The following is a 13,472-nucleotide window of genomic DNA, read 5'->3' as shown; positions in this document are numbered from 1 at the left end:
TTCCAATCATGATTTCAGCCGCTCCGCTATACGTTCCAGCATTTCAAAGCATGCGCGGCTGTTGTGATACGGGCATTTCCATGCGCTGACCTTTGGCCCTGGGAGCGGAGCTTGATCCACTCCGATACTTTGATGCCATTCTCCGCCTTCTCGGTCAATGACATGCGTATCAATAAATGTCCAAGCGCGATAAGCAGCTGCAAGGTAGCGATTCTGACCGCTTAGCTGATAAGCATTGTAGAAACCGATCATCGCTTCGGCCTGCGGCCACCAGTCCTTGTTCCGGTCGATCAGAATCATTCCGTCAGACTCGTTCCACAGGCCTCCGTCCGCGTCCATGCCCCGCTCCAGCACTGCTTCAGCCATCTTCAGCACAGTAACGCTGCTCTGCGTGCGCAATGCTTCGTCTCCAAGAACAGTTACGGCTTCAGCGAGCAGCCAACTTCCCTCAATGTCGTGTCCATAGGAGATATGAGAGGATAGGGCGTTCCAGCAGCGGTCAAAATACAAATGAAAGTGGTTTGTCCGTGAATCAACGATTCGCTCGGAAGTGAGCGTGATGAGTGCCTCTAACTTTGTCTTGAGCTCACTATCCGGCCATACACGGTATAAGCTCGTATAGGCTTCGAGCATATGCAGATGCGTATTCATGGTCTTGTCCGCCCGGATGCTGCTATCGCTTAAACTATAATCGTCAAGCCGTTTCCAATCCGCGGTCATCGCTTCCGAATATCCACCGTAATCGGGATCATAAGCGTACTTTTCTAGCAATTGGAACAAGACGATGGCTTGTTCGAGCGCTTGTTCATTACCAGTCGCGCGATATAATTCGGACAACGCGTAGATGACGAACGCCTGACCGTAGACTTGTTTCTTGGCATCCGATAGCTCCCCGTTGCAGGTCACCATCCAGCTGTATCCGCCCCATTCGCGATCCATGAAATGCTGGGCAAGATACGTATACGCATGATTGGCTGCCCGAAGGTAGTTCTCGTCCTGATAGAATCGATAGGCAGTAGCGAATGTCCATATCAATCGCGTATTCAACACCAAACTCCGGTCAGCGCTTACCTGCACGGCGTTGTGATCGTCGATCTGGCCGTGGAAGCCTCCTCGTTCCCAGTCAAGCGCATGCGTCATCCAATAGGCGAGAATGTTATCCTTTAGTTCATGCTCGATCTTCGTCTGCCAACGTGGGATATGCGGTAATTCCGCAGCGTGGTCGATTTTATTCATTTCTATCCCTCCATCTCGTTACTGATCACGGGCTTTACCTGTCATATGTGTGCTAGTTATGATGAACCGTTTTCCTTGCTTTCAAAATTATTCAGCAATACACGCACTTCGCTTGTGGATTTGGCGTTCATCAAGCTGGTTCTGAGTTCACTTGCTCCGCGAAACCCACGGACATAAATTTTGAAGAAACGGGTAAGCGCACTAAACGAACGTGGCTCCACTGCTGAGTATTGATCATGCAGATCCAGATGGAGCCGCAGCAGATCAAGCAATTCCGCACTGCCGTGCTCCTTCGGTTCCTTCTCAAATGCATATGGATTTTGAAAAATACCGCGTCCAATCATAATACCGTCGACACCGTATTGCTCTGCAAGCCGCTGGCCGGCCTGACGGTCAGGGATATCCCCGTTAATGGTCAGAAGCGTATCTGGCGCCACGTCGTCACGAAGCTTCTTGATCTCCGGAATCAGTTCCCAATGCGCGTTTACTTTGCTCATTTCCTCTCTTGTCCGAAGATGGATGGACAGATTAACAATGTCTTGTTTCAAAATATGGGTTAGCCAGTCACGCCATTCGTCGAGGTCATTAAAACCGAGCCTTGTTTTTACACTGACAGGCAGTCCTCCGGCTTTGGAGGCTTGGATGATATCCGCTGCGATTGCAGGACGGCAGATCAGGCCGCTGCCCTTCCCATTCTCTGCTACATTCGCCACTGGGCAACCCATATTAATATCGATGCCTTTGAATCCTTCTTTCGCCATGCCGATGCTCATTTCACGGAAAAATTCCGGCTTATCTCCCCAGATATGTGCTACAATGGGCTGTTCATCTGGGGTAAAAGTCAAGCGCCCACGTACGCTTTTATTCCCCTCCGGGTGACAATAGCTCTCCGTATTCGCAAACTCCGTAAAATACACATCCGGTCTGCCTGCCTCGCTTACCACATGGCGAAACACAACATCTGTCACATCTTCCATGGGTGCTAGTACAAAAAAAGGTCGTGGTAAATCGCGCCAAAAGTTTTCTTTCATCATTAAAAACCCCTCTATACCTACCAGAACAATCGTTGTCCTTAGAATAGTAAAATACTTGCTGTCAGTGGAACATGGTTCTAACGCCATTACAGGTTAACAACAGACATTCCATAAAGCACACGGCTTTATTATAAACTGAATACCGTCATGATGGGTATGTCCCCTTCGTAATTGGCGCGAACTGCTTCAATATACGATCCCAGCCTTTCGTCGGCAATGGCATCAAGTTCTTGTCAATTTCGGTTTACTTGTATTGAACTAACGTTCCCAGTTAGCTTAATGCAGTAGTGCTTTGAAGTATTGCTTTTATCCTCCTAACACTGGAAGACGAGCTCTCTTCCTTAACAATTACAAAAGTACCAAGGTCAGCCGTATTTACCGCGTGAGGACCGCCACATATTTCTTTGGAGAATTTGCCCATCGTATATACTTTTACCATCTGGCCATACTTGCTCTCGAATAGGCCAATGGCTCCTGTGCTACGAGCATCTTCAAGCGTCATCTCTTCGAACGTAATTTCGACGCCTTCGGAAATCGCTTCATTGACCAGCCGCTCCGTTTCCGCGATCTCTTCTTTGGTCATTTTACGATGGAACGAAAAATCAAAACGCAGTCTCTCAGCCGTTATGTTGCTTCCCTTTTGCGCCACCTCTTCTCCCAGAACCTTTCGTAATGCAGCATGCAGCAGATGAGTAGCCGTATGAAGATTTGCCGTCTGTCCGGAATGATCCGCTAAGCCGCCTTTAAACTTTTGGGCTGCTCCGGCTTGCGATAACTCTCTGTGTTTCTGAAATTTCTCGAGATATCCTTCCAGATCGATGGCGAAGGAACGCTCTCTTGCCAGTTCCATGGTCAATTCGATGGGAAACCCATACGTATCATACAGTTTGAATGCAGCTGCACCGTCTAGGCGGCCATTTACCAATGAATTCGAAAGCTTATCGAATTCACGAAGTCCCTGTGCGAGCGTTTTTTGGAAACGAGCTTCTTCTGCTTGAAGTTCCCTAATAATTTTATCGCGATTACTTTGGAGCTCCGGATAGATTAACTCATACTTGTCAATCACAGCGTTAGCGATGTCTGCTAAACCGCCTTCTCGAATACGTAATTGCATGGCGAATCGAACAGCCCGGCGAATCAATCTGCGCAGCACGTAACCTTGGTCGACGTTGGACGGAGTAATGCCGAAATGATCACCCAGAATAAATACGGCCGTGCGGGTATGATCCGCAACAACCCGATACGCTTTGGGCTGATCTACGTATGTGGTCTCAGTCAGTTCCGCTATCCTTGAGAAGATCGCGGTAAACAGGTCGCTATCGTAGACTGTTCCTCCATTCAAAGCGACTAACACTCTCTCTAAGCCCATTCCCGTATCGACGTTTGTTTGATTAAGCGATTCAAACTTTCCCTCCGCCGTTTTGTTATATTGCAGGAATACATTATTCCAGAATTCAACATAGCGCCCACATCCACAAGCCGGCGAACACGAAGGACCGCAACGTTCTTTATCCGAAATGATGAAGATTTCCGTGTCGGGACCGCAAGGCCCTGTTTGACCTGCCGGCCCCCACCAATTATCGGCTTTAGGTAAAAAGAAGATTTCATCCTCGCTTTGGCCTAATGCACGCCATAGATCATACGACTCCTGATCACGCGGAGCATCATCATCTCCTTCGAAAACAGTAATCGCAACTTTATGCTTGGGAATAGCTAGCCAATCCGGCGAAGTGACGAACTCCCAACTCCACGATATGGATTCGCGTTTGAAATAATCGCCAAGTGACCAGTTGCCCATCATCTCAAAAAATGTGCAATGGGTATCGTCCCCGACTTCATCAATATCTCCAGTACGAATGCACTTTTGAACATTGGTTAACCTCGTTCCAGCCGGATGCTTCTCTCCAAGTAAATACGGCACCAGTGGATGCATGCCCGCTGTCGTAAACAATACGGTTGGATCGTTATCGGGTATGACGGAAGCGCTGGAAATGACGGCATGACCTCTTGCTTGAAAAAACTGAATATACTTCGCTCTTATCTCTTCAGATGTATACAATTTCATTGCTAGGTCTCCTTCTGCTCTAATTTGGACAACAAAAAAACGCCCCAAAGATTGGGACGAATTAATCGCGGTACCACCCAAGTTATTGTCTTCGCATTTGGCGATACAATCAGCTCTGATGACGATAACGAGTCAAACCGGCGGGCATTAACCGCACTCCTGAACCGGCAATAGACTGAATTTCGTAGGATTTCACACCGAAACATCCCTCTCTGAACGAAATGCAGCATATTTTGTTCATTCATTGCTTTTACTTATAGATTTTCCTAATTAGTAAAATATTAACCAGTTGGAATTCAGATGTCAAGGTACTGCAACATATGCCGCTACAGGAACGAGGCGAGTTTGGATGGAAAGTCGCTGGGATCATGCTAAGCAGCAGGTACACATCGTCATGAAGAAGGAGATCACCCCTGCATTGTCATGGCTCTGGATGACGGAGACGGCGGAGAAGAGCACCGTGCGTTGGAGCCGGAGTTCCAAATTCATCGAGCTGCTGCAGCCCGGCTGGGAAACTGACACTGCGAGCACGACGTTTACGATGCTGTACCAGAAAGCGGGATACATGGCCGCATTGGGCGGTAACGACAGCTGGACCGGGGATAGTGGCAAAGTGATAGCGAAGGCTATTAATCTGGACGGCCCGGAATGATTGGTCCTAAGAGGCGGCACCGGTCACATAAGAAAAACCGCCAAGGCACGATGCCTTGGCGGTTTATTTATCGTTGATCTAATGCATATTCTTTGTCAGCACCTTCAGACGGTCCGACTTACACGGTTAGTCATGAATATCAGTTAAACACAAGCGATAATTATTTTATAGTCTAACCACTTTCAGAATTTATAAACATTCCATAATCTAATCCATTATATTTTTTCTTAAGTATCCCTTCCTTCTTTGCTCCCAATCGCTCATTAGCTTTTTGTGAACGGCTATGAGTTGTTGTCGTAATTATTTCACACACCTCAGGAGAATACCATGTCCATCCGATATTCAAGTTCTTGTACACAGACGAAATCCTTAAATACCGGGTCATTCCGACCATTACTATTAAGCGTTTTATCAAAGACAACATAGGGAAATTCTTCTCCGTGTTCCCTCCCTAAAATTGCTGCACGAATGAAGGTCTGCATTTCATTTAAATTATGGATTTTAGTCGGGAGGTTTTCCCATATTTGAGGAGATTGTGAACAATGGAACAAGGAATCTGCGTGCTCCAACTCAAGTGGGATTAATGATATTCTTTCGCCTTCTAATTGATCGAAACTCATTTCCTACGCTCCTTTCGAATGATGGTAGTTATCTATTTTTTTCTTTGCATGTCCCTAAATACCTGCATCGCCGCCACCGAACTATCCTGCCCGATAAGGCTAAAGTCGCTGCATCAGCGAGCTGCACTCCAATGAGCCCATTTTTGGGCAATATGAAGTCATATCGGGTCGAAGGCAGCCCCCGTGATCGCTTCGAGAGCATCGCACCTCGCTCCAAATATCGAAACGCGTTGGAAAATCGCATCTTCATAAAGACCGGAAATAAGCGGTTCAATAAAAGCATGCTTGTTTATCGTGGATGCGAGTTTTACAGAAGCGTATCGGAGGTTCATATTGGAATCCTGAAATATCCTGCTGATTTCATTAGTTAGCTCATGCCACGTTTCGGGACAATTGTTCAATGCAAATAGAGCTGCCATTCGAACATAACTACAGTCATCGAGAAGTAACCGACGCAAGGCATTGCTCGAAAGCTTGTCTGTGGGGGTACCGCTTCTAAAGCTGCCGCAACATCAATTAGACCCGCATTCAAATCGTCCCAATTCTCATTCCTTATCGAACTGCTGATAATCGCGGATTTCACTTGGTTCGCTGTCCAGTGGGGTTGTGCTTGCCAAATACATGCTGCACATCCCAATATAATGGGGCCTGCAAATGAAGTCCCTTCTGTCCTGGCATAATCCTCGGGCAGGTGAACATTAGGCGCAGTATAATGATTTTGTCTCTCTTCTAGGGTGTGAAAAGGCATAGGTAAAACCAAATTTTCAGCCGGGGCCAGAATTTCAGGTACCCGCTTCCCTTCAAAGGTCTTACCCCTGCAGCCGTGGTATGGTTTTGCATGATTGATGACTGCGTCCTCTGCGATGATCACGCCGCCAACCGACAGTACGGACGGTGACGATGCCGGCCCATTGCATGTTAATTCCATCAACAATAGCAATACCGACATCTTTACCAGTGAGTTCCTGCGGAATCCGAAGGAATTCTCTAATGGAACACCATGACATACGGCCGCCCCCCTCGATTGCATGAAAAAGGACCGAGGATGCTTTTCCCCCGGCCCTAATGTTATACATAGCATATTGGCTGCTGTTTAGGAGCGATTGATAATAAAAAGCCTGTTCCTGGCGTTTCGCCAAGTCCAGGCTTGATTACGTATTACAGTTTTACAACATTCTCAGCTTGAGGTCCTCGTTGGCCCTTAACAACATTGAATTCAACACGTTGACCTTCGTCCAAAGATTTGTATCCTTCGCCTTGAATGGCTGAAAAATGAACGAACACATCGTCGCCGGCTTCCCTTTGAATGAAGCCAAACCCTTTTTCTGCATTAAACCATTTGACAGTACCTGTTTCCATTCATTTAACCTCCATAGTGTAAACATTATGCCCCAACAAAGTGGACTAATCACAAGTATATCCCAACGAAAACGAAAAAACTGTTGGAATTTGTCTTAAATTATTATTTATAAAGAAATTTTGGATCATGCCATCTTGTCATTGTATGATCGTTCGCCGTTGCTGTACGTTCGTCGAAGCAAGGCAACGGACAGGAGAGCCGTTATTCACTTCATAATCACGTATTTTCGTGGGTTGGCGGACAGGAGATGCGTTATATCGAATTGAGCCATATAAGCCGCGCGCTTGGTCATCGTATCGTCGGCGGCCGCTTGCGCTCGGCGAGCATCGCCTCCGTAGACCGCGTCGACGATCCATTTCTGCCCAAAACCGGCATGCACCACCTCATCTGCCCAATCAAAATCTTGGAAGGTTGTCCTAAGCGGATCCTTGACGATGTCGCGGCAGAACTCCCACTCCAACACTTCGTTAATGCTCTTGTCGAAACCGAATTCGTCTCCCGTCGTGCGGTTATAATAGCGGGCGGTGGCAAGGCAGATATCGGAGAGCAGGCCCTTGGCCACCCGAATGTTCCCTTCGCTGAAGGCGCTGATATGCTCAAGGAATCCTTCCAGGTGTCCTATGATGTCTTCGCTTGTCGCCTGCTCCAGCATCCGATTGAAAAGCTCGAGATCGCGGATGATAGAGAACCTGCCGCTCTCGCCCGCGGGCCCGGACGCCGAGGGAAACAGCACCTGCCCCTCCGACTGGAAGAAGCTGGCGTCGATTAAGGCCGACGTCTCGGCATAAGCCGTTCCCAGCTCTTGCAGCCGTCGGTAGATCGGGCTGACGGCAATATAGATCGTCAAGCCGTACTCCCTGCGGATTAGCTCCAGGAAATCGTGGCAGAAGCTTTGGAGCTTCATCCGCAGCTCGCGCGGAGTGAGCGGTTTCGGGAACAGGCACGTGAGAACGAGATCGTTGTAGCGGTAAGAATCGATAATCTCGAATTCCCGCCGCTTGGCCGCAGCCTGCGCCATCTCGGTCAAGCTTCCGTGGAGCTTCTGGCCGCGGAATGAAGCTAGTGCTCTATTGTGGTTACAGGTAGGAGAACAATGGAAAGGCTGCTGGCGTGCACCAGTAGCTTCTCCATGCAGGCTGACGAGAACGTTCGGTGCTGGCTACGCCGTATGCGTATGCATGATTAAGGAAAGGATCCTCCTCCAAGACTCGCGGACAGAGGTTCCGCTATTTGGGTGAAGCTTCCTTGCATTAACGGACGCACCGTGAACCAGCCGTTATGGAGCCCGCTGCTTCGAAACGGTACCAGCAGTCCATGCACGTTTACTGTAATCCCCCTTCCTTGTTGCGGAACTAAAGCCGCCCGTTAGCGTTAAACAGGCTGCCGATCATGCCGGCAGCCTGGTGATGTTGTGCTATAGCGTTCCTGTTAGTTCTATCGTTGACGATCCGGTAGCGGCACCTGCATTTCAATTGTGTACGGCTTGCCATCCGGGCCGCCTGCGACATTAAAGTATAACTTGAGCGCGCTTGCTGCTTTATTAACAGGCTCGAATATATAGTACTGTTTACTGCCCGACTCCGTCTCCGGATCTCCCTGACCGCCAAGAATCGGATAGACGCGCCCCTGATCATCCCGCGCTGCCGACATATCAAAATCATCCGGATGCACGAATGTGTTTGCTGTATCCTCGGCCTTAGGCCGTAGATGGAAGAACACCTGTGTCGTCACAGGCGTCACGATGATCTTGTCCACGACAAATCCGCGATTAGCGAGCGTATCTGGCATGTTGGGCTTCTCGATCACAACCGATTCGGCATTGATTTTCACCGGTACGTCAAAGCGAAATGGCTGTTCGACTCCGGCTACCGTAAGTGTAACCCCAAGCGTGAACGGACTCGTCAACCCCGATTGAAACCGATCCATGCTAACGAGCACGGAATGCTCTCCAGCTGGCCTCCATGACGGCATTAGCTGTTGCTCCTGCCAATAGGCCTCGACGGAAGTCAGCTCGCCAGGCTCAGGATTCCGCAAGTCGCGGCTGTAGAATTCCCCGTCACCCTCCCGTTGCACCTCCAGCACGATCCTCGCCCCATCATAAATGACATTTCGGACGCTGATTGTTGTGTCTCCGAGAGTCTCGGTGACTGCAACCGGCTGCACCAATCCATTCTCCACTGCTGCTTGCATTCCCCTGTCCCCATACAAGGAGAATAAGCTTCCGATCACCGGCACCGACCGCATTGATTCGGCGAATGCCGACGACATGTAACCGAGCCCGGCCATGCCCATTCCAAGCAGTAACACGCCTGCCACAGTTATGGCTGCCAAGCGTCGCAGCCGGCGGAACCGTCCGGGGACGATGGAATGAGAGCCGGCTTGGCCATTCACCTGCAGGATGCCGTCGGAGAGGCCAGCCCGATCCGGCTTGCGGCGCTTGCCGGCTGCTGGCAATGAGGAAGGTGCTTCGGCCCGGATTTTCCCAAGTATCTCCTCCATTCGGAGCTCTACGGCCTCGGGAATGTCTACGTTCAGTTCCGTTCCCGACCGGAGTCGGTCCAGCCGTTCGTCAATATGATCTGGCTTCATGATTACCTCTCCCTTCCCAAGACGGCTCCAGCCAGCTTCTCAGCTGGGCCTTGCTCCGTTTCAGCCGCATCTTGGCTGCGCCTTCGCTGATGCCAAGAATCGCCGCAGCATCCGCAATCTTCAAGTCCTCCAAATAGACGAGCACCACCACTAGCCGAAGCGGCTCCTCCAGGCGATCAATGGCTTCTTTCAGTTCTACGTCTTGGCAAATCGGGCGATCTGCAACCGGCTCCGGCAGCGTGCCGGGCAGAGAGTGGCGTAGTCTCTTCTGCAAGATCGAATTGCATTCATTGATAAGGATTCGATACAGCCATGTTTTGACATGGGTCGGTTCTCTCAGCGAACGGATTGCCTGGTAAGCCCTTACGATGGTTTCTTGGAGTGCATCCGCACAATCCTCGTCGTTTTTTAGAATCGTACTTGCGGTTCTGTAGAGCGCACCCTTCAGGCTCTCTATCAGCTCAAGAAAGGCTTCCGTATTCCCCTCTCGAGCCGACCATGCGAGCTTCGCCAGTTCAATTTTATTCGACGATGTGACGCTGCCTGACCGATTATTCGTCATCCTTTTAATATTCCCCGCCTCCCAGAAGACCCGGGCCTTCTCGTGTTTCATTGCTGTCGACATAGATTAGATGTGCTGAGCGGAGAAAAAGTAACGGGTGGGGACGAATATTTGATATCGCTATATAACATCATAAGAAAAAGCCTGATTTCTCAAGCTTTTACTCGTTCAATTATGTAGGTGGAGTTGTGTCGCTAGACAGATATGCTGCTGCAAACATGAGAGGTTCTTTCGTATGAGGAGGTTAATCCCTCGGATAATTCATGCTCATGATATCCATGAAAGGAACCTTGTCCAATCCGTCTGCCGTATTCACATGGACCTTGCCCGTCCTGGAATCCATCGCTATGATTTGTCCCCGCACGCTCTCTTCTCTCCCCCAGACGGTCAGCAGAATCACTGATTCCTCCTGAAAGGCCTCCACGAGCTGATTGCCTATCTCCTCCAGTACGAATTCGTCTCTGGTAGGTCTCTTCGGTACTTTCGCTTTAGCCACTTTCGTCACGCCTTTGCTTAATATCTTGTAGCTCTATCATAATACAACATGATCAAGAAATTGATCTCCTAAATACAAAAAGCCGCGAATATTGCGGCTTTTAATGAGATACCGTTCTTGTCACCCGACAGCTGAGATGCATTGACGCAACTGGCCGCGTCGTGTCAGTGCCGTCCCTTGTTCGTATTGATGATTTGCGGAAGCATTTTCACGCTTCTCACCATTGGGGATTGGCAAATCGAGCACACAGGCACGTTCGCAAATGAGAAATTATCACGGATCCATCCTTTGCAATCCTTATGCGTGCAGCTCCAGATTATCGTTTCTTCATGCGGTAGCTCTTCTACCGGTTTGCCGCGATATGCCAACAAGAATCCCCTCCTTTAATTAAAAAGCTGCCCTTAACGCGGTGTTAAGGGCAGCTTCACGGGCTTGGTTTAAAGCTTAACTACGTTCTCGGCTTGAGGTCCGCGGTTGCCTTGAGTCACGTTAAACTGAACGCGCTGGCCTTCGTCGAGGGTTTTGAATCCATCGCCTTGGATTGCGCTAAAGTGTACGAATACGTCGCTGCCGCCTTCAACCTCGATAAAACCAAAGCCTTTGTCAGCGTTAAACCATTTTACTGTTCCTGTTTGCATATTGAATATGCCCCCTAATGAATGATTAACATGTTTTTCTTGTATGGTGAACAAAAATCACACATTGAAAAAAGTACCATCCGGACAATGTGAACCCTTTTCAATATGTAAATTTAAGGTATGATTTATGTTAATCTAATTTATAATACCACAGTACAATACACAAATCAATAAATATGGTATCATGAAGAATAAACTGATTTAGGAGTGATAGGTCTGAAGAAAAGAAACAAGCCGATTTCCTTTGATGAATTGCTGAATGAGCTTCAAGGCGCGAAATCCAATGAAGGCGACCAAAATCACGTATCCATTGAAAAGTTATTTCATGAGACCTTCATGAGTCGGCACTCTTCCTTCAAGAGTTTCAACGAGTTTCTCCGCAAGGGAAACTTCGACGTTGACACCCTGGAAGACATCGACAACATCCCCGAAGAGCTGTTAGATCGGCATGTTAACCGGGAGACCGACTTCGGCAGCTGGAAGTCGATGCTGGGCCGGGCCAACGAGGATTATGAGGCCGACCAGCGGGTATAGCGGCTGTCGGATTTTATTCACTCAAGCTTTTCACTAATCCTTGCCATGGACCCATTAAATGAAAGGCTGACATTTATTCCCCTACATAATAAGTAAAAAGTCTGATTGCTCCAGCTTTTACTCGTTCAATTATGTAGGTGGATTTGTGTCGCTAGACACCTCTGGAGGCTTACTTTTACTCGGAAGGCGCCGCCTCTCCATTAGTGGTCAATCTGTTCTCATTAGAACAAGTCTTGCACTCCCCCCTTGTGTAATTTCATAAGAATCCCATACCCATCAGTGCAGCCTCCGCTTTTTACGAACGCCTTACAAATGTGAGCCTCCGCTCTTCTTGCGCTAATCGCGTCGCAATGGCACGTCCAATCCCGCGGCTCGCGCCCGTAACCAACGCAACGTTACCCTTTAATTCAGTCATGATTTTATCTCCTCTTGTGTCAAATACGGTACACGATAGTTATAACACGAGGCGAATTTTGAAATGTTGCTCTCCTATTCGAGGGAACAAAATTCGGAACGGATTCTTATCGCGTCGGCGTCTTAATGGGAGATCGTTTATTACAAATTTTCAACTCTGTGCCAGTATAAATTAATTTAGTATTTGCGGCCTTCTGGCCAATGTTCCGGCTGCTCCATGACCGCATTCCCCTCACAATCGCGAATCCAAGTATCGAACTTCCTCTCTCCCGCCTTGAGTTGAATAACGCGAGCGCCGACGGGCATAAGGTCTTTTCTTACGCCATCAATAAAGCTCACATAACGGGTCGATCGTCCGTAACAAAGCTTGATTCCGTGCAGTTCTCCAACGAAGTCATTGGCATGGTCATGACCAACGAACGTCCCCATGACATCCCCCATTTCCACCATCGCGGCGAAAAAGCCCGAATTGATCTGCGGACTTGAACAACAGCCGTCATAGCGATACCCGTGGCAAACGTGGAAATCCCATACTTCGTTATACTCCGGCAGCGGAATATGAAAGAAAGCAAGCGCCGGCAAAGGATTGCCGCCATTTCGCCTCGTAAACTCGCGCGACTGTTTGGTATACCAATCAATTTGGTCGCGCCCGATCCACGCGTATCCTCCGACTGGGCTGTCCTTGGCCGGATAATCGCCGCTATCGAGAAAATAAAGCGCTGCAGCCGGTTCTCCTCGTTCATCATGAACCGACAAGACGTAATTACCAGCTCCGCTTACGTCCTTGGGGTCTTCAAGAGCTACGTTGTAAGGATACTTCAGCTGCTCTTCATGCATCGCTTTACGCGGCACGCTCCCTTCGGAATCGTGATTACCGAACACGGCAGCCCAGTTGACTCCGAGTCGTTCTACGATGGATACGGCAGTGCGCATCGATTTAAGCGGATCCCTCGCCCGATTGCTCGCAATCACATCCCCGCAAAATACGACCAAATCAGGCCTTTCGGCGTGAATGATCGCTTCCATCGTACGTAGGGTTGCGACATCGTATGCTGGCGTTTCCGGGTCATAATCGAACTCATCTACTAGTTCCGTATCGGAAAACTGTACGATTTTGAAAGTACCATCTTCACGAAAGGTTAGTTTGCGCTTCATGATTGCTGCCTCCGATTCTAATAATAAAGGTAAAGCTGGATATTCCGCGATAAGCCGGCAATTTGCTTAACACTGTCCCACTCGATGTTTCTCGTATTATACAGCCGCGTCTCTAGC

16 protein-coding genes and 1 pseudogene are annotated in these 13,472 nt (G+C 48.9%); 3 read left to right on the top strand and 14 right to left on the bottom strand.

Annotated elements, in window-relative coordinates; all coding sequences use genetic code 11:
* Window positions 1-6: 6 nt before the first annotated feature.
* From GXP70_RS16240 to GXP70_RS16230, 3 genes are all read right to left on the bottom strand, one after another.
* The gene (locus tag GXP70_RS16240) at window positions 7-1,236 is read right to left on the bottom strand and encodes an AGE family epimerase/isomerase (protein ID WP_162357787.1); all 1,230 of its coding nucleotides are present in this window, start codon (window positions 1,234-1,236) and stop codon (window positions 7-9) included.
* Window positions 1,237-1,292: 56 nt separating this feature from the next.
* Window positions 1,293-2,267 carry a tRNA dihydrouridine synthase gene (locus tag GXP70_RS16235; RefSeq protein ID WP_162360514.1) on the bottom strand — a complete coding sequence of 325 codons (975 nt, stop codon included), beginning with the start codon at window positions 2,265-2,267 and terminating at the stop codon, window positions 1,293-1,295.
* 274 nt (window positions 2,268-2,541) lie between these two features.
* Window positions 2,542-4,335, bottom strand: a complete 1,794-nt coding sequence (locus GXP70_RS16230) for an alanine--tRNA ligase (RefSeq protein ID WP_162357786.1) — start codon at window positions 4,333-4,335, stop codon at window positions 2,542-2,544.
* A 349-nt stretch (window positions 4,336-4,684) separates the two neighbouring features.
* Here GXP70_RS16230 and GXP70_RS16225 point away from each other — a divergent pair, with 349 nt between their 5' ends.
* Window positions 4,685-4,987 carry a hypothetical protein gene (locus GXP70_RS16225; RefSeq protein ID WP_162357785.1) on the top strand — a complete coding sequence of 101 codons (303 nt, stop codon included), beginning with the start codon at window positions 4,685-4,687 and terminating at the stop codon, window positions 4,985-4,987.
* Between the two features lie 314 nt (window positions 4,988-5,301).
* On the opposite strand, the gene GXP70_RS16220 is transcribed toward GXP70_RS16225, so the two are convergent.
* The 4 genes from GXP70_RS16220 to GXP70_RS16205 all read right to left on the bottom strand — a co-directional run bounded on the left by GXP70_RS16220 (window position 5,302) and on the right by GXP70_RS16205 (window position 7,814).
* Entirely contained in the window at window positions 5,302-5,607 is a 306-nt protein-coding gene (locus GXP70_RS16220) for a GNAT family N-acetyltransferase (protein WP_162357784.1), read from the bottom strand.
* A 397-nt stretch (window positions 5,608-6,004) separates the two neighbouring features.
* The gene (locus GXP70_RS16215; protein WP_162357783.1) at window positions 6,005-6,556 is read right to left on the bottom strand and encodes a S8 family serine peptidase; all 552 of its coding nucleotides are present in this window, start codon (window positions 6,554-6,556) and stop codon (window positions 6,005-6,007) included.
* A gap of 209 nt (window positions 6,557-6,765) precedes the next feature.
* Window positions 6,766-6,966 (bottom strand): cold-shock protein, encoded by a 201-nt coding sequence (locus GXP70_RS16210; RefSeq protein WP_162357782.1) that lies wholly within the window; start codon window positions 6,964-6,966, stop codon window positions 6,766-6,768.
* Window positions 6,967-7,172: 206 nt separating this feature from the next.
* Window positions 7,173-7,814 (bottom strand): hypothetical protein, encoded by a 642-nt coding sequence (locus GXP70_RS16205; protein WP_162357781.1) that lies wholly within the window; start codon window positions 7,812-7,814, stop codon window positions 7,173-7,175.
* A gap of 33 nt (window positions 7,815-7,847) precedes the next feature.
* On the opposite strand from GXP70_RS16205, the gene GXP70_RS16200 reads away from it, so the two are divergent.
* Complete coding sequence (locus GXP70_RS16200) at window positions 7,848-8,024, top strand: hypothetical protein (RefSeq protein WP_162357780.1); 177 nt, start codon at window positions 7,848-7,850, stop codon at window positions 8,022-8,024.
* 377 nt (window positions 8,025-8,401) lie between these two features.
* On the opposite strand, the gene GXP70_RS16195 is transcribed toward GXP70_RS16200, so the two are convergent.
* From GXP70_RS16195 to GXP70_RS16175, 5 genes are all read right to left on the bottom strand, one after another.
* Window positions 8,402-9,556: a DUF4179 domain-containing protein gene (locus GXP70_RS16195; protein WP_162357779.1), complete on the bottom strand. Its 1,155-nt coding sequence runs from the start codon at window positions 9,554-9,556 to the stop codon at window positions 8,402-8,404.
* A complete protein-coding gene (locus tag GXP70_RS16190) occupies window positions 9,537-10,118 on the bottom strand; it encodes a sigma-70 family RNA polymerase sigma factor (protein ID WP_162357778.1) in 582 nt (193 codons plus the stop codon). The genes GXP70_RS16195 and GXP70_RS16190 overlap by 20 nt, the downstream gene beginning before the upstream one ends.
* Before the next feature lie 244 nt (window positions 10,119-10,362).
* The gene (locus GXP70_RS16185; RefSeq protein ID WP_162357777.1) at window positions 10,363-10,614 is read right to left on the bottom strand and encodes a YolD-like family protein; all 252 of its coding nucleotides are present in this window, start codon (window positions 10,612-10,614) and stop codon (window positions 10,363-10,365) included.
* A 164-nt stretch (window positions 10,615-10,778) separates the two neighbouring features.
* On the bottom strand, window positions 10,779-10,982 hold the full coding sequence (locus GXP70_RS16180; protein ID WP_162360513.1) for a cold-shock protein: 204 nt from the start codon (window positions 10,980-10,982) through the stop codon (window positions 10,779-10,781).
* A 69-nt stretch (window positions 10,983-11,051) separates the two neighbouring features.
* Entirely contained in the window at window positions 11,052-11,252 is a 201-nt protein-coding gene (locus tag GXP70_RS16175; protein ID WP_162357776.1) for a cold-shock protein, read from the bottom strand.
* A gap of 207 nt (window positions 11,253-11,459) precedes the next feature.
* Between GXP70_RS16175 and GXP70_RS16170 the strand changes: the two genes are divergently transcribed.
* Window positions 11,460-11,786 carry a hypothetical protein gene (locus tag GXP70_RS16170; RefSeq protein WP_404822258.1) on the top strand — a complete coding sequence of 109 codons (327 nt, stop codon included), beginning with the start codon at window positions 11,460-11,462 and terminating at the stop codon, window positions 11,784-11,786.
* 328 nt (window positions 11,787-12,114) lie between these two features.
* Here GXP70_RS16170 and GXP70_RS16165 read toward each other — a convergent pair.
* A pseudogene (locus GXP70_RS16165) lies at window positions 12,115-12,201 on the bottom strand (SDR family NAD(P)-dependent oxidoreductase); the annotation flags it as partial.
* Between the two features lie 176 nt (window positions 12,202-12,377).
* On the bottom strand, window positions 12,378-13,355 hold the full coding sequence (locus GXP70_RS16160; protein WP_162357774.1) for a metallophosphoesterase family protein: 978 nt from the start codon (window positions 13,353-13,355) through the stop codon (window positions 12,378-12,380).
* Window positions 13,356-13,472: the final 117 nt, after the last annotated feature.

Origin of the sequence: Paenibacillus lycopersici (genome assembly GCF_010119935.1) — a bacterium.
Lineage (GTDB): Bacteria > Bacillota > Bacilli > Paenibacillales > Paenibacillaceae > Paenibacillus_Z > Paenibacillus_Z lycopersici.
This window is presented reverse-complemented; position numbering and strand designations above follow the sequence as displayed.